This is a genomic window from Myxococcota bacterium (assembly GCA_039030075.1).
Lineage (GTDB): Bacteria > Myxococcota_A > UBA9160 > UBA9160 > SMWR01 > JAHEJV01.
Genome location: JBCCEW010000005.1, coordinates 273,645 through 300,253 on the forward strand (window position 1 = coordinate 273,645; position 26,609 = coordinate 300,253).

23 protein-coding genes and 1 tRNA gene are annotated in these 26,609 nt (G+C 70.0%); 17 read left to right on the forward strand and 7 right to left on the reverse strand.

Features of this window, described 5'->3' with window-relative positions; all coding sequences use genetic code 11:
- Positions 1–135: 135 nt before the first annotated feature.
- From AAF430_07900 to AAF430_07915, 4 genes are all read right to left on the reverse strand, one after another.
- Positions 136–1,371: a sigma-70 family RNA polymerase sigma factor gene (locus AAF430_07900; protein MEM7410139.1), complete on the reverse strand. Its 1,236-nt coding sequence runs from the start codon at positions 1,369–1,371 to the stop codon at positions 136–138.
- Positions 1,372–1,401: 30 nt separating this feature from the next.
- On the reverse strand, positions 1,402–1,761 hold the full coding sequence (locus tag AAF430_07905; protein MEM7410140.1) for a YciI family protein: 360 nt from the start codon (positions 1,759–1,761) through the stop codon (positions 1,402–1,404).
- Between the two features lie 99 nt (positions 1,762–1,860).
- Positions 1,861–3,072, reverse strand: coding sequence for a hypothetical protein (locus AAF430_07910; protein ID MEM7410141.1), 1,212 nt, complete (start codon positions 3,070–3,072; stop codon positions 1,861–1,863).
- Positions 3,072–3,512, reverse strand: a complete 441-nt coding sequence (locus AAF430_07915; protein MEM7410142.1) for a c-type cytochrome — start codon at positions 3,510–3,512, stop codon at positions 3,072–3,074. The genes AAF430_07910 and AAF430_07915 overlap by 1 nt, the downstream gene beginning before the upstream one ends.
- Before the next feature lie 262 nt (positions 3,513–3,774).
- Between AAF430_07915 and AAF430_07920 the strand changes: the two genes are divergently transcribed.
- Positions 3,775–4,185 carry a hemerythrin domain-containing protein gene (locus tag AAF430_07920; GenBank protein MEM7410143.1) on the forward strand — a complete coding sequence of 137 codons (411 nt, stop codon included), beginning with the start codon at positions 3,775–3,777 and terminating at the stop codon, positions 4,183–4,185.
- A gap of 6 nt (positions 4,186–4,191) precedes the next feature.
- Here the strand turns inward: AAF430_07920 and AAF430_07925 are convergent, their stop codons facing one another.
- Entirely contained in the window at positions 4,192–4,644 is a 453-nt protein-coding gene (locus AAF430_07925) for a hemerythrin domain-containing protein (GenBank protein ID MEM7410144.1), read from the reverse strand.
- Between the two features lie 96 nt (positions 4,645–4,740).
- Between AAF430_07925 and AAF430_07930 the strand changes: the two genes are divergently transcribed.
- The 6 genes from AAF430_07930 (at position 4,741) to AAF430_07955 (ending at position 13,078) form a co-directional block, all read left to right on the forward strand.
- The gene (locus AAF430_07930; protein ID MEM7410145.1) at positions 4,741–5,199 is read left to right on the forward strand and encodes a universal stress protein; all 459 of its coding nucleotides are present in this window, start codon (positions 4,741–4,743) and stop codon (positions 5,197–5,199) included.
- 35 nt (positions 5,200–5,234) lie between these two features.
- Positions 5,235–6,509 (forward strand): protoglobin domain-containing protein, encoded by a 1,275-nt coding sequence (locus tag AAF430_07935; protein MEM7410146.1) that lies wholly within the window; start codon positions 5,235–5,237, stop codon positions 6,507–6,509.
- A 1-nt stretch (position 6,510) separates the two neighbouring features.
- Positions 6,511–7,872, forward strand: a complete 1,362-nt coding sequence (locus tag AAF430_07940) for a sigma-54 dependent transcriptional regulator (GenBank protein ID MEM7410147.1) — start codon at positions 6,511–6,513, stop codon at positions 7,870–7,872.
- Between the two features lie 100 nt (positions 7,873–7,972).
- The gene (locus AAF430_07945) at positions 7,973–9,730 is read left to right on the forward strand and encodes an amidohydrolase (protein MEM7410148.1); all 1,758 of its coding nucleotides are present in this window, start codon (positions 7,973–7,975) and stop codon (positions 9,728–9,730) included.
- Positions 9,731–9,788: 58 nt separating this feature from the next.
- Entirely contained in the window at positions 9,789–11,534 is a 1,746-nt protein-coding gene (locus AAF430_07950) for an amidohydrolase (protein ID MEM7410149.1), read from the forward strand.
- A 77-nt stretch (positions 11,535–11,611) separates the two neighbouring features.
- A complete protein-coding gene (locus AAF430_07955) occupies positions 11,612–13,078 on the forward strand; it encodes a PQQ-dependent sugar dehydrogenase (protein MEM7410150.1) in 1,467 nt (488 codons plus the stop codon).
- Here AAF430_07955 and AAF430_07960 read toward each other — a convergent pair.
- Positions 13,075–14,661: a VCBS repeat-containing protein gene (locus AAF430_07960; protein ID MEM7410151.1), complete on the reverse strand. Its 1,587-nt coding sequence runs from the start codon at positions 14,659–14,661 to the stop codon at positions 13,075–13,077. The genes AAF430_07955 and AAF430_07960 overlap by 4 nt on opposite strands.
- Before the next feature lie 207 nt (positions 14,662–14,868).
- Here AAF430_07960 and AAF430_07965 point away from each other — a divergent pair, with 207 nt between their 5' ends.
- From AAF430_07965 to AAF430_07995, 7 genes are all read left to right on the forward strand, one after another.
- A complete protein-coding gene (locus AAF430_07965) occupies positions 14,869–16,578 on the forward strand; it encodes an NAD-binding protein (GenBank protein MEM7410152.1) in 1,710 nt (569 codons plus the stop codon).
- Positions 16,579–16,631: 53 nt separating this feature from the next.
- Positions 16,632–17,624, forward strand: a complete 993-nt coding sequence (locus AAF430_07970; GenBank protein MEM7410153.1) for an MBL fold metallo-hydrolase — start codon at positions 16,632–16,634, stop codon at positions 17,622–17,624.
- 337 nt (positions 17,625–17,961) lie between these two features.
- Complete coding sequence (locus AAF430_07975) at positions 17,962–18,882, forward strand: hypothetical protein (protein MEM7410154.1); 921 nt, start codon at positions 17,962–17,964, stop codon at positions 18,880–18,882.
- 185 nt (positions 18,883–19,067) lie between these two features.
- Positions 19,068–19,823: an AAA family ATPase gene (locus tag AAF430_07980; protein MEM7410155.1), complete on the forward strand. Its 756-nt coding sequence runs from the start codon at positions 19,068–19,070 to the stop codon at positions 19,821–19,823.
- A gap of 247 nt (positions 19,824–20,070) precedes the next feature.
- On the forward strand, positions 20,071–21,378 hold the full coding sequence (locus AAF430_07985) for a hypothetical protein (GenBank protein MEM7410156.1): 1,308 nt from the start codon (positions 20,071–20,073) through the stop codon (positions 21,376–21,378).
- A gap of 72 nt (positions 21,379–21,450) precedes the next feature.
- Positions 21,451–21,960, forward strand: coding sequence for a PilZ domain-containing protein (locus AAF430_07990; protein MEM7410157.1), 510 nt, complete (start codon positions 21,451–21,453; stop codon positions 21,958–21,960).
- Positions 21,961–22,034: 74 nt separating this feature from the next.
- A tRNA-Ile gene (locus tag AAF430_07995) sits at positions 22,035–22,108 on the forward strand.
- A gap of 31 nt (positions 22,109–22,139) precedes the next feature.
- On the opposite strand, the gene AAF430_08000 is transcribed toward AAF430_07995, so the two are convergent.
- Positions 22,140–22,847 (reverse strand): PEP-CTERM sorting domain-containing protein, encoded by a 708-nt coding sequence (locus AAF430_08000; GenBank protein ID MEM7410158.1) that lies wholly within the window; start codon positions 22,845–22,847, stop codon positions 22,140–22,142.
- A gap of 167 nt (positions 22,848–23,014) precedes the next feature.
- Between AAF430_08000 and AAF430_08005 the strand changes: the two genes are divergently transcribed.
- The 3 genes from AAF430_08005 (at position 23,015) to AAF430_08015 (ending at position 26,484) form a co-directional block, all read left to right on the forward strand.
- Positions 23,015–24,034, forward strand: a complete 1,020-nt coding sequence (locus tag AAF430_08005) for a DUF4268 domain-containing protein (GenBank protein MEM7410159.1) — start codon at positions 23,015–23,017, stop codon at positions 24,032–24,034.
- A 65-nt stretch (positions 24,035–24,099) separates the two neighbouring features.
- The gene (locus AAF430_08010; protein ID MEM7410160.1) at positions 24,100–24,522 is read left to right on the forward strand and encodes a putative lipoprotein; all 423 of its coding nucleotides are present in this window, start codon (positions 24,100–24,102) and stop codon (positions 24,520–24,522) included.
- A 12-nt stretch (positions 24,523–24,534) separates the two neighbouring features.
- Complete coding sequence (locus AAF430_08015; GenBank protein MEM7410161.1) at positions 24,535–26,484, forward strand: hypothetical protein; 1,950 nt, start codon at positions 24,535–24,537, stop codon at positions 26,482–26,484.
- The last annotated feature ends 125 nt before the right edge of the window (positions 26,485–26,609 follow it).

Genomic DNA, 26,609 nt, shown 5'->3' on the forward strand with positions numbered 1-26,609 from the left:
AGGGTCGGAAACCAGTCGAAAGTGTGCGGGGGCTCACCATACGGGCCCGGTTCGACGGGTCGGGGGCTCAGTTTTGTGACGTGGATCACAAAATCAGGGGTTCGCGTGGTGGAGTCCCCTCAGTCGAGGCTCGACTCAGCTTCGGCAATCGGCAGCGCGGCGCCGTAAGAGCTCCGCCTCGGCCGCGTTTTCCGTCGCGTCCGCGGCTGCCTCGTAGGTCTGGGCAGCCTCCTCGCTCCGGCCCAGACGCTCGAGGCAGTCGGCGCGTGCCGCGGGTAGCCAGGGGTAGCCGGCGAGGCGGGGGTCGTCCGCGACGGCGTCGAGCGCGGCCAGTCCGGCCGCCGGCCCCGAGGCCCGGCCGACCGCGACCGCCCGGTTGAGGGCCACGACGGGGGACGGAGCCCGGGCCAGCAGCGCGTCATAGTGGTCGACGATCGCTCCCCAGTCCGTCGCCTCGAAGGAGGCGGCTTGGGCATGGCACGCCGCGATCTCCGCCTGCAGGACGAAGCGTCCCGGGTGGCCGCTGCGGCGGGCCCGCTCGAGTTCGCGATCGCCCGCCGCGATCCGCGCCTGGTCCCAGGAGCGGCGGTCCTGGTCGGCCAGCAGCACGATCGCTCCCTGCGCGTCGGTGCGCGCATGGAGCCGGGAGGCCTGGAAGAGCAGCAGCGCGTGCAGCCCGTGGATCTCGCCCACATCGCGAAGGCCTTCGCTCATCAGGGCGGCGAGGCGCAGCGCTTCCTCGCAGAGTTCGTGGCGGACCGGACTCTCGCCTTCGCGCGCCGCGTAGCCCTCGTTGAAGATCAGATAGATCACGTCGAGCACCGACGGCACGCGCTCGGGGAGCTCCCAGGCGGAAGGCACGCGGTAGGGAACCGCGCGCTCACGCAGCAGGCGCTTCGCGCGGTGGATGCGCTGGCCCACCGCGGTCTCGGAACGCAGGAAGGCGCGCGCGACTTCGGGCGTCCCGAGTCCGCCGAGGGTGCGCAGGGTCAGCGCCACCTGGCTCTCGGGGGGGAGCAGGGGATGGCAGCAGACGAAGAGCAGGCGCAGCGGGTCGTCGCGCAAGAGCTCGGGCGCCAGCGCGCGTTCGACCTGGGCTTCGATGTCCTCGGCGTCAGCGCCCGGGACATCGACGGCTTCGGGCGCCCAGCGCCGGCGCGCGCGGTGCTCGTCGATCGCGAGACGCTTCGCCACCGTGGTGAGCCAGGCGCCCGGGTTCTCGGGTAGGCCGCCGCGCCAGTGGTCCGTCGCGCGCAGCCACGCCTCTTGGACGATCTCTTCGGCGCGATCGAGGTCGCCCACCAGGCGCGCGACGGTGGCGAGCAGCTGCCCGCGCTCTCGGCGATAGAGCGCGGACAGCTCGCCTTCCACCTGGCACCCCGCGTGTGCGAGGAGCCGTCGTCACGCGGGCGGGCCGCCGACTTCCATGATCTGGCGCACCTCGACCGCGCCGACCTCGAGGGCCGGGACGCGCTTCGCGATCTCGATCGCCTCGTTGCGGTCGGCGGCTTCGATCACGAAGTAGCCCGAGATCATCTCCTTCGTCTCGGCGAAGGGTCCGTCGGTGACGTGTCGGGTCTCGCCTTCGAGGCGCACGCGCGCCGCATCGCGAATCGTCTCGAGCGGGCTGCCCTCGACCATCTGTCCCTTCTGGGCGAGCTCGCCCGCGAACTTCCCCATCTTCTGCATCATTTCCTGGGGCTCGCCCTCGGGATACTCGCTGTGGGGATCCTCGAGCATGAGCAGCATGAATTTCGGCATCGGCCGTCCTCCTGTGGTTTCTACTCCAACGGAGTCGGCGCCGGAATTCGACGACTTTTTTCGCACCCGAGGCTCTTTTTCTGCGGCCTCCCTTCTCGGCTAGGGCGTCGCGGCCGGTTCGGGACGCATCGCCAGGCCGGCGAGCTCGTCGAGCTTCGCGGCGATGTCGGGCGGGAGGTGGGTTCCGGACGAACCCGAGTAGCCCCCGACCAGGTAGTCGTTCAGGGTGGCGAAGGCGTCCTCGGCAACCCGGGAATGGGGCCAGCTGCGGATCGCCACCTCGAGGTAGGCCTCGGCCTGAGACAGCCAGAACGATCGCCCGATGCGCGTCTCGATCGTCCCGAGCAGGGCGTAGGCCTCGGCGCGCTCTTGTCTCGAGAGCGTGCTCTCGAGTTCGAGGGCCCGCAGCAGCCAACCCGACGCTTCGAGGTAGGGCACCAGGGCCGAGCGTTCGCGCCCGGTCCGCACGCGCCCCTCGGCGTCCTCGACGAGCGAACGCGCGAGCACGAGCGGATGCTTCGGGGCCGGGCGCTTCGCCGTCGTCTCGAGATCGCGCCGCCAGCCCTCGACGTCCCGGCGCAGCTTCTCGGGCATGTCGTGCCGTTCGGCGAACACCGCCAACCGGGCACGCGCACGTTCCGGGTTGCGCCGCACGCGCACCGCGAGCTCGAGGTAGTCGTCGAGAATGCCCTCGAGGTCGAGATCGGTCGGCTGCGAACGCGGGTCGACGAGGAGCGCTTCGAAGAGCTGTTGGGCCCGCTCGAACTGACGCGTCGCGTACGCGAGTCGCGCGCGCGCCGGCGTGGGGAGACTCGCGAGCCGGCCCTGGTCGACGAAGTCCTGGCTGCGCGGCGCGTCGCGATCCGCGGGCAGACGCGAATGGCAGGCCACGCAGGTCTCGGCCAGCGTCTGCACGAGGAAGCGGGCTTCCTGGGTGTGGCCGGCACCGTGCCGATCGCGGATGTCGCGTGCGTCGTTGGCGAGGGCATGACTCAGGTAGGCGAAGCTCGCCGGGCCTTCGGCGCCATGTTCGGCGAGGCCTTCGCTCGCCGCGGCGAGCTGGGCGAGGGCGGCGCGAATCTGCACCTGGTTCTCGGGATCGCGGAAGGCGTCCGCATCGACGGAGAGCGGAAACAGCACCTGCATCGCCTGGTACACCTGGGCCATCTGGTCGCGGGTGGTGGCGTCGGAGGCGGTGTCCGCCGAGCCGACGAGGGGCAGCGCTGCGAGTGCGAGGCCGGCGAGCGTCCCGCGCATGGCGCGTCCCGCGCGTGCGAAGCACGTGGACGGGAAGTTCATCGGACGCGGCATCACTTCTCCTCCTGGAGGCTCTTCAGGTACTCGACCAGCGACACGATGTTGCCGCGCACGATGGCTTCCGAGATGCCGGCGTCGGGAACGGCCGGGGCCAGTCGCTCGCCCCACACGGGCATCTCGCGGCTGCCGTGGGCATCCAGGTTGAAGCGACCGTCGATGAAGCGCGCGATCTCGCCTTCCGGGAAGTCGCCACCGCGTCGCGTCGCGATCCGGGTGAGGTCGGCGGGCGGCGGGTTCAACGCCTTGGCGACCGGACCGTCGCCGCGTGCCTGCGCGCCGTGACACGAAGCGCAGTAGCGCGCGAAGAGCGGGGCCCCCATCTCGGCGAGGACCGGGTCGGCCGGCTCGGGCTCGGCGGCGACGGGCGAGGCCCCGACGCCTCCGGCCAGTCCGAATCCGAGCCCGATTCCGAGCGCGGTCGCGATGCGGTTCATGACATCTCCTGGTTGGGGTTGGCTGTCGCGTGCGGTGGACTGGGGGAGGCCCGCCGTCGCCCCCTGGGAGTGCAAGGGCAGTGCCACGCTCCGCGGCCCGCCTCCGCCAGGATCCCCACCACGGCTGGGGAGGAGCGCCCCATCTCTTCCACGACTGGGGCGAATCGCCCCGCGACGGGGCGTGTGCGGCAGGCTCCTCTTCCGCCGACTCGGCGCGTCTCTTGCTTTTCGTGGGGCTGCGTCCGTGGAGGAGGAAGGCGTCATGAGCGAGGGAATGGAGCGCGGTCTGCGCCTGCGTCTGCAGCGGGCCGGACGCCAGATGGCGCGTCAGCACCAGACGCTGCGGCCGCTTGCCCAGGCGTTGGGAGCGGTCAGCGAGCCGATGTCACCCGCCCACTTCGATCGCTTCACCGAGGCGCTGCGCGCGCACTTCATCCTCGAAGAAGACACGGTGTTCCCCGCGGTGCATGGCCTGCATCCCGAGACCGAAGCGGATCTAGAGCAGCTCGCGCTCGACCACGACGCGTTGCGCGAGGAACTCGCGACACTCGCTCGTCACGGGACGCGCGTGTCGACCCACGCCCAGGAGTTCCTCGCGCATCTCCGCGCGCACGAAGCCCGCGAAGAGGCGCTGCTGCGCCGTGCCCTGGCCGAACCGAAGGGTGCGGACTAGCGGGTTTCAGCCCGTCTCGACGTCGATTCCGACCACGTCGTCGCGCAGCAGGTCCGCTCCGAGGAACGCGCTTTCCTCTTCTTCCATGTCGGCGCGCAGCAGTGCGACGAATGCATGCAGGCTCTTTGCGACCTGTTCGTTCGAACGCGCCGGATCGGTCAGCAGCTCGAGCTCCTGGGCGAGCTGAGCGCGCTGCTCCAGGTGTTCGTGCGTGAGGCGCTCGACGCGCGCGGGGCCCCAGGCGTCCGCGTCGCGCAGCATCGGGAACAGAAAGCGCTCCTCCCAGTCCATGTGCGTCGACAGGGCCGCGAGCAGCGTGGTGCCCCGGCGCCGCAGCTGGGCGGCGGCATCTGGGGTGCCATCCACGTAGGCCCGCAGGGTCGCCTCGATCTCGGCGAGTCGCTCGCGCAGGTGGTCGTGGTCTTTGAGGACGAAGTCGCGCACTTCACTGGGTTGCATGTCTCTCCCCTCCGCCCTCGCGGAGTCGCAAGATGGGTGCCACCCGGCGCGCTGGCACGGAACCTGCTTAGTCAAACGGGCAAGGAGGATCCGATCATGAGCTTGTTCCAACGCATCCTGGTTCCCGTCGACTTCTCGGGGCACGCCGCACAGGCCCTGGACACGGCGATCGCGCTGGCGAAGCGCTTCGACGGGTCGATCGACGTGCTGCATTCCTACCCGATCGCGGTCGGCGCGATGACGCCCTACGGGGTCCCGTTCCCCGACACCCTCGAGAAGGACTGGCGCGCCGCGGCCCAGCGCACCCTCGACGCCTGGGGCGAAAAGGTGAGCGCGGCGGGCATTCCGGTACGGGTCCATCTGACGTCGTTGCCCGCTTCGGAAGCAGCCGTCGAGTTGGCCGAGGACGAGGGCATCGACCTGATCGTGATGGGCACGCGCGGGCTCACGGGTTTGAAACACGTTCTGCTCGGCAGCGTTGCCGAACGCACGCTGCGCCACGCGCCGTGTGCGGTGCTGACCGTCAAGGCCGACCCCGACGACGCGGCCGCTTGACAGTCCAGCGCGGGAGCCGAGCATGTCGGAAGTACATGTCCAAGGAACCCCTGGCCACCCGGCTCGCCTATCTCGAACTGGGCGAGAGCGAGTTCGCGCTGCTCCGCGAGCTCGCGACGCCCCTCGAGGCCCACGCGGACGAGCTGGTTCAGGCGTTCTACCGGCATCTGCTCTCCTTCGACGTGACCCGCAACCTGCTGCGCGACCCCGCGACGAAGGAGCGGCTGCTCGGCAAGCAGCGCGTCTACCTGATCTCGCTCGCCTCCACCTCCGTCGGTGTCGAGCGCGAAGCCCAGCTACGGCGCATCGGCGAGGTCCACGTGGAAGTCGGCCTCGAGCCCCAGTGGTATCTCGGTGCCTACTCGCTCTACTTCAACCTGTTGACTCCGTTGGTGATGCAGACCTACGAACGCGAACCCGAGAAGGCGACCCGCACTCTGGTCGCCTTGCAGAAGCGCCTGACCCTCGATGCCGAGTTGGCGATCGACGCCTACATCGAGCGGCACGAGGCGCAGCTGGCCTACATGGCGGATGAGCTGGCGCGCGAGGGGCGTCAGCTCCAGGCCGACCTGCGCGACCAGGACGAGACGCTGCGGGAGACGACGCGACGCGCGCGCGTGGCCGAAGAGCTGGCCTCGATCGCGACCCTCGTCGCCGGGCTGGCCCACGAGATCGGTACGCCGATGGGCGTGATCCAAGGCCACGCGAAGCTCCTCGAGAGCAAGGTGAGTGACGACGATGCGCGCTGGCGTCTCACGACGATCCAGGAGCAGATCGGGCGCATCTCCCGGATCATCCAGACGCTGCTCAACATGGCGCGTCCCGGATCGAAGGCGCATCGCCCGGTGGCCCTGCGTCCGCTGATCGAACAGACGCTCTCCTTCGTCTCGGAGAAGCTCGAACGACGCGCCATCACGCTGCACGCCGAGTTCGCCGACGCGCCGTCGGTGGCGGGAGACGCAGAGCGTCTGCAGCAGCTCTTCTTGAACCTGTTCTTGAACGCGGCCGACGCGATGCCCGACGGTGGCGACCTCACGGTCGTGCTGGCGCCGGACCCCGCCGGGGTCCGCGTCGAGGTGTCGGACACGGGGATCGGCATCGCACCCGAAGATCTCGCGCGGATCTTCGAGCCTTTCTACACCACGAAGGACGCGGGCCAGGGCAACGGCCTGGGCCTGATGGTGTCCCACGGCATCGTCGCCGATCACGGCGGCGCGATCGACGTCGAGAGCGACGTCGGCGAGGGCACGCGGTTCCGGATCGTGCTCCCCACGTCGCCTCCGCCGTCGGCCACCGCGCGAGGAAACTGAGATGGAACGTCCGCGGATCCTGATCGTCGACGACGACACCGCCATGCGCGAAATGCTGGCCTCCCTGTTCCAGGAGCAGTCCTACGAGACGATCGAGGCGTCTTCGGCGAACGCGGCACTCGATCTGGCGAAGGACGCCGAGTTCGACGTCGTCCTGTCCGACATCAAGATGCCCGGGAAGTCAGGGATCGCGCTGGTGGGCGAGTTGCGTCAGCTCCGGCCCCAGACCCCGGTCGTGTTGATGACCGCCTTCGGAAGCGTCCAGTCGGCGGTGGATGCGATGCGGGCCGGCGCACTCGATTACCTGACGAAGCCCTTCGAGCCCGAACAGGTGTTGCTCCGCATCGAGCGCGCCCTCGAACGGCGCCGGCTCGAGGAAGAGAACCAGCAGCTGCGGAGCTCGGTAGAGCGCACCGCGAACTTCGGCGACCTGATCGGTGAAAGCCCCGCCATGCGCGAGGTCTTCGCGATGATTCGCAAGGTCGCGGCGGGTCGCAGCAGCGTGCTGATCACCGGCGAGAGCGGCACCGGGAAAGAGGTGGTGGCGCGGACGCTCCACTATCACGGCTCGCGCCAGGAGCGTCCCTTCCTGCCGATCAACTGCACGGCGATTCCCGAGGGCCTCCTCGAGAGCGAGCTCTTCGGACACGTGCGCGGGGCCTTCACCGGGGCAACCTCGACGAAGCGCGGTCTCTTCGAGAAGGCGAACGGTGGCACGCTCTTCCTCGACGAGATCGGGGACATGGGCGCCGGGCCGCAGTCGAAGCTCTTGCGGGTGCTGCAGGACCAGGAGATCCGCCCCGTCGGCGGGACCCAGGCGGTGCAGGTCGATGTACGCATCGTCGCCGCGACGAACCAGGACCTGTCCGAAGCGATCGAGGAGGGCCGATTCCGCGAAGACCTCTTCTACCGACTGAACGTCATCCCGATCCACATTCCGCCGCTCCGCGAGCGACCCGAGGACATCCCGGCGTTGGTGAAGGCCTTCGTGGCGCGACACGGCGATGGTACGCGGAGCTTCTCGGCCGACTCGATTCGTCGACTCCAACAGGAAGCCTGGCGGGGCAACGCCCGCGAGCTCGAGAACTTCGTGGAGCGGAGCCTCGCACTCTCCGACGCCTCGGTCCTCCAGGTGACCGACCTCCCCGCGCTCGACGGACTGGATCACACCGACACCGACGCCGAGGAGACCGAACTCGTGTTGCGCGAGGCGGCGCGGCGGGGGATCACCCTGCGCGAGCTCGAGGATCGCTACATCGATCAGGTGCTCCTGCACACCGGCGGCCGGAAGGGCGAGGCGGCCCAGCGGCTGGGCATCGATCGCAAGACCCTCTACCGGCGTCAGCCCCAGCGCCCGAACTGAACCGGGCGCGTCGCCGTGACGGCTTCGCGAACCCGCCCATTCGGGCCCGGGGGCGCCTATCATGGCGGCGCCCCGCACCGGGGCCGGGGAGGATCGCGGGATGTCGGCGCCGGGCTGCAGCGGGACGCGCGAGGCGCGGGCGAGACGAGCTTCGTGGTGGCCGTGGCTGGGCCTGCTCGCGGCGCTCGGCTGTGTCAGCACACCGCCGCTGACCGAACCCGCGACCACGATCTACGTAGCGCGCCAGATCCTGACGATGGATCCCGAGCAGCCGACGGCCGAGGCGGTGGCGGTCGCAGACGGGCGCATCGTCGGCGTGGGTGATCTGAGCAGCCTGCGCAACGACCTGCGTCAGCATTCCCAGGTGCTCGTCGACATGCGCTTCGCCGAGAAGACGCTCTTGCCCGGCCTGATCGACAACCACATCCATCCGATGATGGCGGCCGTGCTCCTGCCGATGGAGTTCGTGACGCCCTATGACTGGGACCTGCCCGACCGCCAGGTGATCGGCGTGCGGGGACAGGACGCCTACCGCGCGCGACTCGCGGAGCTAGAGGCCTCCCACCCCGAAGGCGAGCCGCTCTTCGCCTGGGGCTATCACCCGATCTTCCACGGCGAGCTCGCGCGCCGCGACCTCAACCAGATCTCGACGACGCGCCCGATCATCGTGTGGCACCGCTCCTTCCACGAGATCTACCTGAACGACGCGGCGATGCGTTGGATGGAGCTCGAACGCCGCGATTGGCGTCGGCACCCCCATGTCGACTGGGCGCGCGGCCACTTCTACGAGACGGGCCTCGCCGCAGTCGTCGCGAAGCTCAACCCGACGATCCTCTCCCCCGAGTGGATCTCGAAGGGCCTGCGGCTGGTGATCGCGGCGGCGCACCAGGGGGGCGTGACCACGATCGCCGACATGGCGACGGGCATCTTCGACCTCGACCGCGAGCTCGAAGTGATGCCCGCCTTTCTCGGGCGCGCGGACGTTCCCTTTCGCACGCTCCTGATCCCTGCGGCCGGCCCGCTCACGCTGGTGATGGGACCCGCACCCGCCTTCGACCGGGTGGCGTCCTTGCCCCAACCGGCCTCGGCGAAGGTCGAGATCGCCGATCAGGTGAAGTTCCTCGCCGACGGCGCCTTCTACAGCCAGCTCATGCAGATGGGCGACGGCTACCTCGACGGGCACCACGGCGAGTGGTTGATGACGCCCGAGCAGCTGCTCGCCGGCATGCGTCCCTTCTGGCACGGCGAGTACCAGCTGCACATCCACGTGAACGGCGACCTCGGCGTGAAGTCGGCCCTCGACGCGCTCGACACGCTCCAGGCCGAGAAGCCGCGGGACGACCATCGCACCACGCTTCACCACTTCGGCTACTCCAAGGACGCCCAGTCGCGGCGGATCGCCGACGCCGGCGTGCTCGTCTCGGCGAACCCGTTCTACGTCTACGCCCTCGCGGATCCGTACTCCGAGGTCGGGCTCGGCCCCGAGCGCGCCTCGCACATGGTGCGGTTGGGCTCGCTGGCGCGGGCGGGCGTTCCGATCTCCCTGCACTCGGACTTCACGATGGCGCCCCTCGAGCCCCTGCGCCTGGCGTGGGTGGCGGCGAACCGCACGACGGCCGACGGCGTCGTGCACGCGCCCGACGAGCGGCTGAGCGTCGATCACGCGCTGCGCGCCGTGACCATCGATGCCGCCCACGCGATCCAGATGGAAGACGAGGTGGGCAGCATCCGCGTCGGCAAGCGGGCCGACTTCACGGTGCTCGAAGAGGATCCCACCGCGGTGCCGCCCGAACGACTCGCCGACATCCCCATCTGGGGAACGGTCTTCGAGGGCACCCCGCACCCGCGGGCGAACTGACCGGACGCGTCACGGCCCCTGCCGCGCCGTGAACCCGACACGAAGGAAGGCACACACCATGAACGGAATCGGAACCGCGCGTCGTCTCGCTCGGACGATCGGCTGGGTCGGGCTCGCCCTCTCCCTCGGGTGCGAAGGCTTCTCGCCGAGCGCGATCGCGCCGCTGCGCGCCGAGCCGGCGGCCGATGCCATCTACCTGGGTGACATCGTCACCGTCGACGAGAACGGCAGCGTGGCCGAAGCCGTGGCGGTGTTGGGCGGACGCATCCTCCTCGTCGGTGGCGAAGAGCAGGTGCTGGCTCACCGCGGGCCCGACACCGAGGTGCACGACCTCGAGGGCGCGGCCCTGTTGCCCGGCTTCGTCGATCCGCACAGCCACTTCGCGCTGCACGGCGTCCCGTTCTCGGGCTTCGCCAATGTGTCGCGTCCGCCGGTCGGCAGCGTCACCAGCATTCCCCAGCTGATCGATGCGCTGAAGGAGCTGGCCGAACGCACGCGCAAGCAGCCCGGCGATTGGATCATCGCCTACGGCTACGAGAAGGAAGGCCTGGTCGAGGCCCGCGAGGTCACCCGCGACGACCTCGACCCGCACTTCCCCGACAACCCGGTGGTGCTGATCCACGTGTCGAGCCATGGCGCCGTACTCAACTCGGCGGCGCTGGCGCGTGCGGGGATCGACGCGAGCACGCCGACCCCGCCGGGCGGCCTGATCGTGCGCAAGCCCGGCAGCCAGGAGCCGGCGGGTCTGTTGATGGAGACGCCCTTCTTCGCGGTGATGGGAGCGATGCCCCAGCCCTCGGCGGTCTCGATGCTCGAGGCGCTGCGGCCGACCCAGCTCCACTACGCCGCGAACGGGTACACGACGATCCAGGAGGGCGCCGCGAGCGGCGAAGCCGTCGAGCTCCTCCAGCACGCCGCGAACGAGGGTCGGCTCTTCCTCGACGTGGTGGCGCTGCCCGAGATGCAGACCTTCACGAAGCTCATGCAGAGCGACGAGCCGCCCGTGTTCGGAAAGTACGAGGGGCGCCTCAAGCTGGGCGGCGTGAAGAGCGTGGCCGACGGGTCGCCCCAGGGACGCACCGCGTACTGGACCGAGCCGATGCTGGTGCCCGGCCCGGGCGGGGAGAAGGACTGGCGCGGCCAGCCGATCGTGCCCCAGGAAGCGCTCGATGCGGTCTTCCGGCTCGCCTACGAGAACGACATCCAGACCTACACCCACGCGAATGCGGACGCGGCGATCGACATGTTCCTCGCCGCGCACCAGGCCGCAGGCGCGCCCGAAGGGCGGCGGCCGGTGATCATCCATTCCCAGTTCATCCGGCCCGACCAGCTCAACGCCTACGCGCGGATCGGTGCGGTGCCGTCGTTCTTCACGAACCACGCCTTCTTCTGGGGCGACGTGCACGTCGAGAACCTGGGCCAGGAGCGCGCCTTCTTCCTGTCGCCTTTGCGCTCGGCTACCGCGCGCGGCATTCGCTTCACGAACCACACCGACTACGGCGTGACGCCGCTCGATCCGCTCTTCCTGATGTGGACGGCGACCGAGCGACTGTCGCGTACGGGGAAGGTGATCGGCCCCGAAGAGCGCATCAGCGTGGCCGAGGCGCTGCGCGCGATCACCATCGACGCCGCGTACCAGTATTTCGAAGAGGACCAGAAGGGATCGATCGAGGCGGGGAAGCTCGCCGACTTCGTGATTCTCGATCGCAACCCTCTGACCACGCCCTCCGAGCAGCTGCGGGACATCCAGATACTCGAAACGATCAAGGAAGGGGAGACGGTGTGGGAGGTCGAGGGCTACTAGTTCGCGGGTTATCGGCTCGAGAGCGACGGACTGGAAACGCGTCGCACCGATGCACGATCGGGTGGGTCGCGGGGCTCTTGCTCCTTGCGGCGACACCGGCCCACACCGGGACCCTCTCGGGCCCGGTGTTCGACGTGGGCGTGACGGCGGACCTGGAAGACGTGCTGCAGCTGCCCACCACGGGCGGCTCGCCGCTCACCCGGATCAATGAGACGAAGGAGGCCCCCGACGGCAGCGGGCGCCTGTTCGTGAATGATTTGCGCGGGCCGCTCTACGCCTGGGACGGCGCCGCGCTCACCCCCTATCTCGACCTCTCGAGCGCGGTGGTCGACTTCCGCACGGCGCCCGGCCTGGCGGCGGGCTTCGTGAGCTTCGCCTTCCACCCGGACTTCGCGAGCAACGGGCACTTCTACACGGTGCACACGGCCGACGTCGGTTCGATCGCCGCCACCCATGGGCCGGCCGTGGCCACGGCGATCGCCCAGCACGCGGTGGTCACCGAGTGGACCGCGACGAACCCGGCGGCCACGACCTTCGCGGGGACCTCCCGCGAGCTGCTGCGGATCGAGTCGCCCCATCACTTCCACAACCTGGGTGAGGTCGCCTTCGACCCGGCTCTGGGCCCGGGCGACACCGGCTACGGCTGGCTCTACATCGGCGCGGGCGACTTCGGTTCGGTCGTGACGTCCCAGCCCAGCCAGCTGCAGCGCCTCGACACGCTCTATGGCGCCGTGCTGCGGATCGACCCGCTCGGCGGCACCGGCATGCCCTATTCCTACGGCATCCCCGCGTCCAACCCGTATGGCAGCGACGGAGACCCGAACACCTTCGCCGAGATCCTGGCCCACGGCTTTCGCAACGCCCACCGGATCCACTTCTCGGAGAAGTTCGACGGGCCCTGGGTGAGCGACATCGGCGAGTCGAACCTCGAAGAGGTGAACCGTCTCGTCGCAGGCGAGAACTACGGGTGGCCCGAGCGCGAGGGCACCTACGCCATCGACGTCCTCATCAACCCGACCGTCGTGTTCGGCCTCCCGCCGAACGATTCGACCTTCGGCTTCCGCTACCCGGTGGCCCAGTACGACCACGACGAGGGCGCGGCGATCGCCGGCGGCGTCATCTTCGAGGGTCAGATCGGCAGCCCGCTCTACGGCAAGTTCGTGTTCGGCGACATCGTCACCGGGCGCGTCTTCTATACTGATGTCGCCCAGATGCTCGCCGCCGATGACGGGGACCCGGCCACCACCGCACAGGTCTACGAGCTCACCCTGCTCGTCGGCGGCAGCCCGGACACGCTGCTCGAGGTGGTGCGCGACGCCGTCGGCAACCCGCTGCTGCCGCGGGTCGACCTGCGCTTCGCCACGGACGCGGCGGGCACGCTCTACGTCACCACGAAGCAGGACGGCATGCTGCGCCGGCTCGTCCCCGAGTTCGCGGCGGCGCTGCCGGCCACACCCGGACCGTTCGGGCCCTGGCTCCTGGCGTCCGTGCTGGGGGTCGCGGCCGCGCGGGTGTGTCGCGAGCGCGTAGCGCCGTCTCGCTAGGGAACCGACCCTTCGCGCCAAGGCGGGGGCACCGCGATCTTGACCCCGAGGAGCGGCCGATCGAGGCGCCAGGTGGTCCCGTTCGCCCAGGTCACCTCGACGGCGGTGGGCCGCGCGCCGGGGGCGAAGCCGTAGACCTTCGCCGCACTGCTGTCGCTGGCGAGACCCTGGCCGTTGGCCACCTGGTGGACGGCGCCCTGGGTGCCGAGGAGCCGGACCTGCGCGCCCACGGCCGAGGCCGTGTCGGGCAGGTCCAGGTAGAGGAAGGGGCGGTCGCTCCGGTTCCGGAACGCCCGGCTCGGCGCGTCGTTGTTCAACCAGAAGAGATCGAGGCGGGCATCGCCGTCGAAGTCGGCGAAGAGCGGCGTCTGGCCGAAGGCCCGGTTGTCGATGGCTTCGCTCGCGAAGAAACGTGTGCCTTCCCCGCGCTGCACGAGGCCCTTCCCCGGGAGCTTGCGCAGCCCGTGCAGCGGCCAGCGCACGTAGTTCTCCGCGACCAGCAGATCGAGGCGGCCGTCGAGGTCGAGGTCTTCGAAGAGGGCGCCCCAGGCGAAGCCGTAGCCGGTGAGCCCGGAAGCGGCGGTGATGTCGGTGAAGCGCAGCCCGCCGTCGTTGCGCAGGAGCAACCACTCGGGCGCGTGGCGCTGGCCGTCCTGCAGGTCGCCCCGGGTGAAGAGGTTGGGAATCGAGTTGCCGAGGTTGCTGAAGAAGAGATCGACATCGCCGTCGGCGTCGACGTCGCCGATCGCGAGGCCCATCCAGAAGCCGAAGCCCGTGTCGACGGGGATGCGCTCGAAGCGGCCGTCGCCTCGGTTGGCGAGGATCTCGACCTCGCCCGTGTTCTGGGCGACGACGAGCTCGGGCAGGCGGTCGCCGTCGAGGTCGACGAAGGACGCCGTGAAGGTGTTCTGCAACGAGGCGGTCACCGGCGTGGTGATGTCGGTGAAACCCGCGGCGCCGTCGTTGCGCAGGAGCACGTTCGGCTTCGCGTGGTCGGGATCGTTGAAGGTCGCGCTGCGCAGCTGGGGCCCGGCGATGAACACGCTCACGTAGAGGTCCGGGTCGCCGTCGCCTTCGAGGTCGCCGACCGTGACGCCCACGGGCACCGCCTGGGGTGCCAGGTCGAGGGGGATCTTCTCGCCGCGGAAGCGTTCGCCCTCGCGCCGGTAGAGAGTGAGGCCGTCCTGCCGGCAGACGAAGAGGTCCACGTCGCCGTCTTCGTCCCAGTCGAGGGCGAGGGCGCCGTAGGTGGCCGCGTCCGAGGAGAGCCCCAGGGCATCGGGGAGCGGGACGAGCCGGCCGTCTCGCAGGGTGAGCAGGGCGTCGGCCTGGCCCTGGCCGCCGCCCACGAAGAGTTCGTCGCGACCGTCGCCGTCGACGTCGAGGACCGCGGCGCCGGTCAGGTGGTGGCTGGTGTCCGGATTCCAGCGGTGGGCGAAGTCGACCTCGAGGGGCGCGAAGGCCAGGGGGTCGGGTTCGGCCAGCGGCGTCTCGGCTTCCGAGACGACGAGCCAGGCGCAGCCGACCGGGCCCACAAGCAGGCAGGCGGTCAGGACGATGAGGGTGGGGATGGAACGGGGCATGGAAGACACTCCGGGTCGGATGACGGACACGCGCGCGGGTCACGCGCAGGAGCGGGGCCCGGGCCGGCCTGCGGCGCCCCCAGACACTGGCCTCCCGGGAAGCCCCGTTTCGGCCCTACCTGTTTCCCGCGCTTGCCGGGCCCGCCGGCCCAGCGGCAGGGCACCCGGATCGGGCGTACCCTTCCACAGAGAGGGAGTGCGTTCCACTTGAAGTTCCTGAGCGCCGAGCTGATGGCCCTGCTCTCCGAGCGGGAGACCCGTCAGAACCTGAAGGGCCTGTCCAAGTACCTGGCATTCCTGACGGCCACCGTGGTGGCCTACTCGGTGCTCTTCCACGTGCTGATGACCGCCGAGGGTCAGGACCACAGCTGGATCACCGGCGTCTACTGGACCCTCACGGTGATGAGCACGCTGGGTTTCGGCGACATCACCTTCCAGTCCGACCTGGGCCGCTTCTTCAGCCTGGTGGTGCTGCTCACCGGCATCATCCTGCTCCTGATCGTGCTGCCCTTCGTGTTCATCCGGTCGTTCTACGCGCCCTGGCTCGAGGCCCAGCTGCGGCTGCGGGCCCCCCGCGAGGTGCCCGAACGCCTGCGCGATCACGTGATCCTGTGCCGATGGGACGAGATCGCGGTGGGCCTGGTGGCGCGGCTGCGCGAGCGCAGCATTCCCTACACGGTGATCGAGCCCGACACGACCCGGGCGGCCGAACTGCACGGCGACGGGATCCACGTGGTGGCGGGCGCCCTCGACAACGAGGACACCTACGACGCGGTGAAGACGGGCGAGGCGCGCCTGCTGGTCGCCAACCTCTCGGACCCCGAGAACGCGAACATCCTGCTCACCGCCCGCGAGCACTACCCGAACGCGCTGATCGCGGCCTTCGCCGAAGAGGCCGACTCGGTGGACATCCTGCAGCTCTCGGGCGCCTCGGCCGTGGTGCCCCTGAAGCAGCGCCTGGGCGAGTACCTGGCCAGCCGGGTGACCGTGGGCCCGGCCCACGCCCACCTGGTGGGGCGCTACCGCGACCTGCAGATCGCCGAGCTGCCCATCGAGAACACGGGCCTGGCCGGGCGCACGATCCGCGACACCCGCCTGCGCGAGCTGACGGGCCTGAACGTGGCGGCCTGCTGGGAGCGCGGCCATCTCGTGCCGGCGACGCCCGACACGGTGCTCACCGAGCACAGCGTGGCCGTGGTGGTGGGGAGCGAGGACGAGCTGGCCGAGCTCGACGCGCTGTTCGTGATCTACCACCCGAACGACAACCCGGTGGTGGTGATCGGCGGCGGCAAGGTGGGGCAGGCGACGGCCCGCGCCCTGCGCCGGCGCGGGGTGGCGGTGAGCATGATCGAGCGCGACCCGGACATGCGCTCGACGCTCTCGGTGGTGGCCGACGAGGTGACGATCGGCGACGCCTCGGACCGCAACACGATCATGAAGGCGGGCCTCGCCGAGGCGCCGTCGGTGGTGCTCACCACCCACGACGATCCCACGAACATGTTCCTGGCCGTGTACTGCCGGCGCCTCAACCCGAGCGTCCGGATCATCAGCCGGGTCAACCACGAACGGAACCTGGAGTCGATCCACCGCGCCGGGGCCGACTCGGTGCTGAGCTACACGACGCTGGGGGTGAAGTCGCTCCTGGCCCTCACCCTCGACACCGATGCCACCTTCGTCGGCGAGGGCGTCGACCTGATCGTCGAGCCCGTGCCCGCGTGCCTGGTGGGGAAGCGCCTCTCCGAAGCCGAGATCGGCGAGAAGACCGAGCTCAACGTCGTGGCGCTGCAGCGCGCCGAGCGCGCCGAGAGCGTGAAGGCCGACACGATCCTCGAGGAGGGAGCCGAGCTGGTGATGCTGGGCAGCCCCGAGCGGCGCGGCGCCTTCCGGACGGTGTTCGGGAAGGAAGGCACCGGCTGAGACCCGGGGAAGGCGCACCGGGCTGAGTCTAGGCGCCCGGCTAGCCTCGGGGCGTGTTCGGGACGTTCTGGTCGCAGCCGCGCTCGCGCGAAGCGCTCCGCGGGTGGGTGCTGGGCGCGACGGCCCTCGTCGCGGCCTGCTCGAGCGGCCCGGATCTCGCCGGGGTGGCACCGCCCGACGCGGTCCCCGAGCGCGTGCGCTTCGAGGTCGCCGACGACCTCGACCTCTACGCGCTCCAGACGGGTTGGGTGGGAATCAAGGAGCCCCACTGGCGCTACCAGGCGCCGGGCTTCCTGGTGGTGCCCCGCATCTTCCTGTCCGGTGACTGGCACCCCTGGCTTCCGAACCTGGCCTACGCGGTGAAGACCCCGAAGGGTGTGGTGCTCTTCGACACCGGGGCCGACCCGAAGATCAACGACGACGACTACTTCGCCTGCGACCCGAACAGCGAGGTCTTCTACCGGCGCAACCTGCGCTTCGTAGTGCCCGAGGACGGAGACCTCGGTGCACGGCTGCAAGCGATCGCGGTGCCGCCGGACGACGTGACCGACGTGGTGATCTCCCACTTCCACGCCGACCACACCGGCCGACTCGCGCTCTTCCCCGCCGCCCGGCTGTGGACGGGCGCAGGCAACTGGGTGCCGGGCGCAGCGGGCCCGGAGCACGTCGGCGCCGTGCCCTGCACCCTGCCGCCCGGGCTCGAAGCCCGGGCTCCCGTCTTCGAAGACGGGCCCTTCGGCGCGTTCGAGGCGAGCCACGTGTTGCTCGGCGACCCGCGCGTGCGCATCGTCCCCCTGGGCGGGCACACCCCGGGGCACGTCGGACTGCTCGTGTCCGACGGCGATCGCTACTGGCTGGTGGCGGGCGATGCCACCTTCGACCGCGCCGAAACCGACGCCGGCCACGTCGCCGGTGTCTCGGAAGACGTCGAAGCCGCGCGCGCCAGCCAGGCGCGCATCCGCGACCAACTCGCGCGCTTCGACACGACGCTGCTTCCCGCCCACGACCTGGCGGTGCTGTTGCCCGCGGGTACGCCGGACCACTAGCCCACACCGCCGCGGTTCGTTCGTCTTCGGGAACCGAACGCGCAACCACGGCGTCTCTCGCTTCGGTCCGAACGCTTGCGTTCGGTCCGAACCGCCGTCGGTTCCTATGTGACCGTTGGCGAACGCGTTCGCGATCCGACGCCGATGGAACGCGATTGCCCACGTGCGAAAGGAATTCGCGTCGGAGGGAACACGTGTTCCACCACCGCTCGCGCGCACGGACCATCAAACGTCGGAGTTTCAAGAGGATGCGTCGCGTGCCGAGTTAGGCACGACGATTGCTACGTGTTCTCGAAACTTTCCCCAACACTCCCCCCACTGACGTAGGAGATTCGTGTTGACCGACAGAATGGATTCCGTCTTGCCCATGCGGCAGTTCCACAGTTTCTCTTTCGCCGCGATTCGCGATCGCAGTCGCCCGCTCCTCTATCTCAACGGACGGGACGTGCACGCGCGTCGCTATCTCGAATGGACCTTGATGCAGGAGGGCTATGCCCCGGGTTACGAGTTCTTGAGCTTCCCCCAGATGGGGGAGGAAGACGAAGACGGCGAGCGCGAGCTCGACCTGGAGATTGCCCCCGAGGAAGCGTGCACCGAGTTCGACGACTCGCGGATGCGTCCGCACGACATCCTCGTCGAGCCGACGCGCCACCCCGTGTATCGCGACGAGCTGGTCGAGCCCGGCCAGCTGCGTCACTGGATCCATCCGGGGAGCTCGACCTTGGAGCTGCGGCTCCGACGCTGGTGGGAGCAGTTCTTCTGGTTCAACAAGCGGGAGGAGCTGCTCTTCACGCCGGCGGTCGCGGAGAGCCTGGGTTCGCAGGATCGCGCCTACAGCCACGTGCTCTTCCAGAAGGTGCGGGGTGCCCGGATCACGAAGCTGAGCGGGCCGGGTCCCCGCAGGCTGCCGAAGCAGTCGTGCACGCTGGCCGTCTTCGCCCGCACGCGTCACGTCTGGGCCGATGGCCCCGGCCTGATCTCGGCCTGGTCGATGGAGCCGAACGCGACCGCGGCCTTCAACTGGCTGCTCTATCACGACCTGCGCGAGTTCACTTCGCAGCTCGGGTTCTTCGTGTTCCGGCTCTACGGGCCCGAGCGGCGGGAGTCGCCCCGTGGGTGGCTCGGCGACGAGATCGCCCGGTCGTGGCGTGCGGAGCCGCTGCTCGCGCACCGCTTCGACGACGAGCATCCCCTGACGCCGCAGCCGCAGGGGTTCACCTTCGCGACGGACGCGTCCGCCGCCGGGAGCTTCGCCTGATCGCGTTCGTGTGATCGACCTCGTGGGTCGGGTGAGATGCCCGAACGATGGGGGAGACGGCTCCGGTTCGTTGGGACCGGAGCCGTTCTTCGTAGTGGACGTCTTACTGCTGAGTTCTCGACGACATTCCGTTTCCCACGTTGCGCGCCGGTGTCCCGAACGCCGGCGCGCCAAAGGAGACGACGATGACGACGAAGGAGCTGCGCGGTCGCAAGCGCGATCGCACGAAGGCCCAGGCCAAGGCGAAGCCGGGCGTGTCCTGGGAGTTGGTGGAGCGGGTGCTCCAGTGCTCGGCCTTCCGGGTGATTTTCCTGTTCGGTCCGCCCGGAATCGGGAAGACCTGGTGCGCGATGCACCAGCACGGCAACCCCAACGGGGTGCTGGCCGTGACCCTCACCGAAGACACGCCCGCCATGGAGCTGCGCGGGCACTACGTCCAGAACGAACAGGGCATGGTCTGGCAGGACGGGAACTTCGTCCGCGCCCTGCGCCGCGGCGCGACCCTGGTGGTGAACGAGGCGAGCCACGCCGCCGAGGACGTGCGGACCTTCCTCTACCCCGTGCTCGAGTCGCCCGAGACCGCCGAGATGACCCTGCCCACCGGCGAGGTCATCAAGCCCGCCCCGGGCTTCCGCTGCGTGCTCACCGACAACCTGTCGCCCGAAGAGCTGCCCGAGGCCCTGCGCAGCCGGATCCAGGCACGGCTCCACATCCGCAAGCCGCACCCGGCGGCGCTGGCCCGCCTCTCGCCCGACCTGCGCGCGGCGGCCGAGGTGGGCTTCGATCTGGAAGAAGAGCGTCGCATCAGCCTGCGCGAGTGGCTGGCGCTCGAAGAAGCGCGGCCGCTGCTCGGCTTGCAGGACGCGGCCGTCGCCGTCTTCGGCGACGAGCGCGGTCCTCAGCTGTTGGACGCACTGGCCCTCGGCGAAGCCGCCGACTGAACGCGGGGGCCGACCCGCGTGGCAGCGCGCCCGCCGCGTGCGCCACAGCGGCAAACGCCCGACACCGCCCTCACTTCTCTTCTCGGGATGGGGGGCGGGGGAGTCCCGCGCCGGAGGCCGTCACTCTCCTCGGTGCCGGCGCGGGGCTCTTTCCGCTCCAGGATCCCCCAACCGACGACCTCAGAACGGAAGACAAGAAGAGGGCTTCCCCGAACGACACGGCGGCCCGGCCGCCCGGAGAACTCGGATGCACGACTACGAGACCTGGGGCTCTCTGCCCTTCCCCGAGCTGGTGCTGCGCGACCCCGAGCAGCGCTACCGCTTCTTCGACACCCTCAAGATGCCCTGGCTGCTCACCATCGGCATGACCGACAAGGCCGGGAAGCGCCTGTTCACGCCGCACCATCCGGCCTTCCGCTACGTCACCCTCCACGAGTTGGCGCACGTGAAGTGGAGCCCCGACGCGTTCCCGGAGCTCGACTTCGACCCCCGCGTCTATCAGGCGGTCGAGGACGCGCGCATCAACCTGGGCCTGGCGGCGCTGGGGCACGCCCTGGACATCGATGCCGACGGGCGCGCCACCGTGCGTCGGCTCGTCGAGGACGACCTCGAGCGCGGCGACGTCGGCGCGGTGGTGCTGCGCGCCGTGGCCGGGCTGGGCATCGCCGGCGACGACGACATCGAGGGCTGGCTCGCCGAGCGCGGTGACGCCTGCCTGCCGCTGGTGCGCGAAGTGCTCGGCGTGGTGCGGAAGTCGCTGCGCAAGGGGGCCCTGCGGCGCGGCTCGCCGGTGGCGAGCCCGAAGCGCGCCATCCGCCTCGCGCGCGAGCTGGCCCGTGAACTCGCCCGCCGCAACGCGCTGCCCCAGGGCGACCCGCGCACGATGGGGATCGGCTGCGTGTTCGGAGGGTGCGTGCACGCCGACGAAGAAGAGGCGCTGGCCGTCGACGCGCTGCTCGACGGCGACCTCGACGCGGACCCGACCCTGGTTCCGTCCGGCGCCCTCACGGTGACCGAGGCGCCGCTGCCCCTGCGCGCCCGCAACCCGAAGAGCAGCGACGGACGCCGCTGGCAGCGCGCCACCGAGGGCAGCGTGCTGCGCTACCCGCACCGGCTGGCGATGGACCAGGCGGTGTTCCGCCGCCCGGTGCGTCGCCACGGCGGCACGGTGCTGATCGACGCGAGCGGCAGCATGCGCTTCCGCACCGGCGACCTCGCGCGCCTCGTCGATCGCGCGCCGGGGGCCACGCTGGTGGCGGTCTACGCCGGCGACGGTGCGGCGGGCGAGCTGCGCGTGGTGGCCCGCGGGGGTCGCCGCGCGGCCGACGAAGACCTGCGGCTCGGCCTGGGCGGCAACGTGGTCGACGTACCGAGCCTCGAGTGGCTGGCGAAGCAGCCGGGGCCGCGCATCCACGTATCCGACGGTCGCGCCACGGGACAGCACGACCGGGGCACGGCGGGCCTGCGCCGCCACTGCGACGCGATCCGGCGCCGCGCACAGATCCGCCGCGTCACCAACCTGGACCAGGCGGGCCACTGGCTGGCCGCGCGCTGACGCGGGGGGGTGTATGTGGGGGCCCTGGGGCCGGCTTCAAGCCGGCTCCGGGGCCGGTCGATAAGAGAAAGGATGGAGAATCGCCGGAAGCCGCGGCAACAGCGGCGCCTCAGCTGTGCCCTCCTGCTGGACGGCACGAAGCACACGGGCATCCTGCGCGATGTGTCCGAGGTGGGGCTCTTCGTACAGACCCGGGTGAAGGCCCCGGTGGGCGCAGAGCTCGAGATCGTCTTTCCCCGGGAAGGCGAGCGCGAAGAGCTCTGCGTGGCGACTCGTGTCGCGCGCGTCGACCGGCTGGCCGAGCACTTCGAGTCGGCGGGGTCGGGCGGCCTGGGCCTCGAGCTCTTCGAATCCGACGCCGACCTCGGGCCGTTGCTCGGCGAGGCGGGCTTCACCGAAGCGATGCCCCAGCCGGCGCCCGACGCCCAGGCGAGCCGCCCGTTCCGGGTGCGCCTGAAGGCGATGCAAGGCCCGGGCATGAAGACCTTCTCGATCCGCGCGCCCAGCCGACAGAGCGCCCGCTCGCGTGCCCTGGCCCGCGCCGGCCGCGGCTGGAAGGTGAGCGAGGTGTGCGAGGCCTAGCGCCTCGCTCGACATCCGCATCGCTGGCCGCCGGCTTCCGCGGCGCCCGGCCCGAACCGCTACCGTTCCCGCACGGGCCCTTAGCTCAGTTGGTTAGAGCAGCCGGCTCATAACCGGACGCGCCCAGGTTCGAGTCCTGGAGGGCCCACCGATCTCGTGAACCGAGGACGGGTGCGCGGTCAGCCTCGCGTCGAGCCATCGCGGATCGACCGTTTGGCTCCAAGCGCGGCCAGTCCCATCGCGACGAGGACCCCCGTGCCGGGTTCCGGCACGGGTACCGAGTGGAGCGCGCCGACGGCGGTGATGTCGGCTCCCTTCGACCCCGCTCCGTTGTCGCGTAGGTGCAGCCGGATGCGGTCCACCTGGGCTCCAGGCGCGATGCCGAAGGCGCTCAGGTCGATCGCCACAGCAAAGAGGTGGAGCGCGTCGTTCGGCGTGGAGAAACCCGTGGCAACCGGATCGAAGTCGGTGAACTCGGTGAATCCGCTCGATCCGAGCACGCTCACACCGAAGCGTTCCGCAGGTTCCGGGGTTCCGATCGGCAATAGACCTGAGCCCTCGAAGATCACCAGGTCGCTTCCGGGGGCGTTCTGGATGCGGTTGTCGAGGAACCGCACCTCGACGATCCCGTCCCCACCGCCCGAGACGTTCACACAGCGACCGAGGTCGCTCCCCGAGAGCGCCTCGCCGATCGACGCCGCAGGGATGGCGGCACCTGCAAGACAGGTGTGACGGACGCCGCTTCCTGACGCGAGGAAGGCGTCGTCCGCGAAGGCGGCCTCGCCGCCCTCGAAGGAGAAGCCGCCCACGGCGATGGTGGCGGCGGTGGCGGTCTGGCTCGCCAGCCAGATCCCGATCCCGATCCCGATCCCGGCTCGAAGACGCATGAGACCCTCAGAGAATGGCTGGGAGGGACGCGCTCAGCGTAGCGCTCCGGACGCCTCGATCTCCCTACACCAAGGGGCTCGGCCATTCGATACGGGGACTCGCGCGCGGCTCCCGCGGGTCTTGCCCGGCCCGCCCAGGGCGCCCGCCCATGCGAGGGGGGAACGACATGGGAAAGCACGACGTCCCGGCGCTCGGCCGACTCGAGAAGGTGAGCCTGCGCTCGGTCTGGGCAGACGAGGCTGCGAGCTTCACGCCCTGGCTGGCTACGGAAGAGAACATCGAACTCCTGGGTGACACCATTGGCTTGACGCTCGAGGTGGAAGCGCAGGAGAAGGAAGTGGGGCCGTTCCGGGCCGATATCCTTTGCCGCGACCATTTCGACGAAGAGCATTGGGTGCTCGTCGAGAACCAACTCGAGCGGACCGACCACACCCACCTCGGACAGCTGATCACGTACGCCGCCGGCCTGAACGCGGTCACGATCGTGTGGATCTCTGCGCGCTTCACCGAGGAGCATCGGGCGGCGATCGACTGGCTGAACGCGATCACCGATGAGGCGTTCCGCTTCTTCGGGCTCGAGGTCGAAGCCTGGCGCATTGGTGCCTCGCCGCCGGCACCTAAGTTCAACATCGTCAGCAAGCCCAACGACTGGTCGCGGCAGGTGGCCTCCGCGGCGCAGCGGGCGTCCGGTGAACTATCCGAGGTGAAGAGCCTGCAGCTCGAGTTCTGGACGGAGCTGCGCGACCACGTGAACCAGCACGCGACGCACGTGCACGCTGGCCGGAAGGCGCGTCCCCAACACTGGCTCAACTTCCGCATTGGCAGGAGCGGCTTCTGTCTCTCCGCGGTGGCTTCGACGTGGTCGAGCGCGGGGTCCGATTGCCACGAACTGCGCGCCGAGCTCGTGATGTTCGGCGAGAGCGCTTGCGACGCATTCGCATCTCTCTCGAAAGACCGGGAAGCGGTCGAGTCGGAGATGGGCGAAACGCTCGAGTGGTACTCGACGGAAGGAGTCACCAAGCGACGGGTCTTCGTGTCTCGCGAAGCCGACCTCCGGGACCGCGCATCCTGGAGCGAGTACCACGCGTGGCTGACCCAGAAGCTCGATCGGCTGCACGAGGTGTTCCAGACCCGCGTGATCGACTTGGAGCTGCCCGGAGACACCGAACCGGACGAGTTCGCGTAGCGTTCCTGGACAGCGTTTCCCTTCGGAGGCAGCGGCTCTGATAGCGTGTGCATCAAGGAGGTCCTATGCACCGCATCATCCTCGTTTCGCTGCTTTCCCTGGCGCTCGCGCCCGTCCTGGGTTGCTCGATTTCGGCGAGCTCGGAGACGGTCTCGGACTCGATCAGCAGCCCCTTCCGCTGGCTCGCGAGCTCGTCACCCAGCGGCGGTGGCGACTCGGCGTACCGCCAGGACATCACCGATCACACCCTCGTGTACGCGCGGTCTGGCGGCAGCCTGGACGCCTACCGACAGGGGCTCACCCGACTCGCCACCGCGAACGGCATCACCAACTGGGAGGCCGACGCGCTGACCACCTGGCGCATTGGCCACGGGCTCCAGCGCGCCGAGTACGACGAAGCCGAAGTCGAGGCCTTCGCTGAACAGCTCTTTGGGCCCGACTCGCGCCAGCTGGCCCCGCTGCGCGCGGGCTTCCGCACCATCGAGTAGGCGAGCGCCTTCGTGGTGCGTTGGTTCGCGCTGCTTGTGTGCCTCGGGCTCGCATCGCCCGCGGCAGCCCTCTCCTCCTTCGACTACCTCTACATCGAGGCGAACGAAGGCGGCTCGAGTGGCGGCCATACGGCGATCCGGTTCGGCGAGCACACCTATCACTTCCAGAATCGGGATGGCTTGCTGGTGATCGACCGCGAGCACTCGGTGGACTTCGCGGCGGCCTACGCCTTGCGCAGCAACCGCACGATCCATGGACGTCGGGTGGCGGTGCGCGAAGGGTTCGGACGTGAGCTGCACGCGCAGTTTCGGCGGCGCCACCGGGCGCAATCGCGGCAGCTCGATGTGCGGGACGCGCTGCGCGCGGACCGGGCGCTGCTCCAGAAGTGGCTTCGCGCCGGCGAAAGCGAGCGCGTCGCGGAGCACGCGGTCGACGTGCCGGGCGCCGGCTACTTCCTGCCCGGGGAAGGCGCGTCGCTTCCGGCGACGGGCCACGAAACCTCGGCCGCGCTCGCTTCGCTTCTACAGCGGGTGGCCGAGCGACACGGCGATGACTTCATCGCAAGGAAGCGCGCCGCGCTGCGCACCGAGCTCCAGGCCGCGGCCGACGCCGACCCGACTGCCTGGGCCGTCGAACTCCCGGCTGATGCCTACGCCGAGCCGCCCTTCGCGGTGTCCTTCGCCCAGCGCTACGCGAACCGCGCGGCGGCGCTCGTCGCGCTGGACGTGCTCGAAGACACCCGGGTGCTCCGCGACGGCAGCTTCTCGGCGCCCGAGGGCGACGCGTTCGCACTCGACACCACCGAGCGCGATGTGCTGCGCCGGTTCGCGAAACGGCTCGAAGCCGACCTGGTCCAACTGTTTGCATCCCCGGGCCACGACTGGGGACCGGCGGCGCTCGCCGGCATGGCGCGACTGGCCGCGCTCGAGCGCGCGCAAGCGACCGGGCGTCTGGTGTTCCTCGACGCCTTCCCCGCCGATGCCACGCGCATCGACGCGTCCACCGTCGCACGGCGAACCGACGTCCTGCCCCAGATCCTGGGGGAGGCCCATGCCCAGCTCGCCGCAGCGCGGGCCGCGTTCGCCACGCTGGAAGACCCGAACGAACGCGGCTGGGCTCGGGTCGAGCAGGCCGCGAATCGCGCGCACGAACTCGAGCGCGCCCTTCACCAGGGGCGCTCGCTCCGCGTGGCACGCGGGCACCTGGTGCCGCGTATCTCGGCACCAGTCGCCGGCCTCGCCGCGCCCCGCGCGAGCACCGACGAGCTCCGCACCCATCTCGCCCGCGTCGAGGCCCGCGAGCGCGACTACACTGCCCAGCTCGACGCGCTCTACCGCTACCACCTGATCACCCGGAACTGCGTTTCCGCGATCTTCGAGACGATTCGCAGAGCGGCGGGTGATTCCATCGCGGTCTCCCAGGAGGAACTCGGCGGCCACGTCGAAGGGCGGCGCTCCTTCGCGTTCATTCCCTTCGTCTCGGCGGCCGCGGTCGACCGGCACTACCACGTCGAGGCGCGCTGGGTGATCCCGTCGTTCCGCGCCGCACGACTCCTGGAGATGGAAGCGCGCGAGCACCCCGTCTGGGTCGCCCTGCGCGAGTCGAACACCCTCACCGCCCAGAGCTACGCCGGCGGCCAGGACGACTCCCCCTTCCTCTTCTTCACGGATCGCCACGTGCTGTCGCGGCCGATCTTCGGTGCGGTGAACCTCGCGGTTGCAACAGGCGAGCTGGCCCACGGCCTGCTGCGGTTCCCGTTGGATCGCGGCCGCGTCCTACGCGCGGGCGCCGAAGGCGTCCTCGTGAGCCTGCCTGAGCTCGCCTTCGGCAACATCCGCAAGGGCTCGAACGACTGGGTCGCGCCGGAGTACCGCTTCCTCGAACCGTCGGCGGACGAGAGCGTGGCGCGGTCGACCGCTACCCCCGACGCCCGCGCAGGTTCGCCAGCGCCGCGACGCTGAGCGCGCCGCCGAGCAGGCCGGCGCCGAGCGGCCCCAGGGTGGGGATGCCCGGCGACGACGCCGGCTGGAACGGTCCGGTCACCTCGTAGGTGCGGCCCGGATTGCGTTGCGAGCTGAAGTAGAGG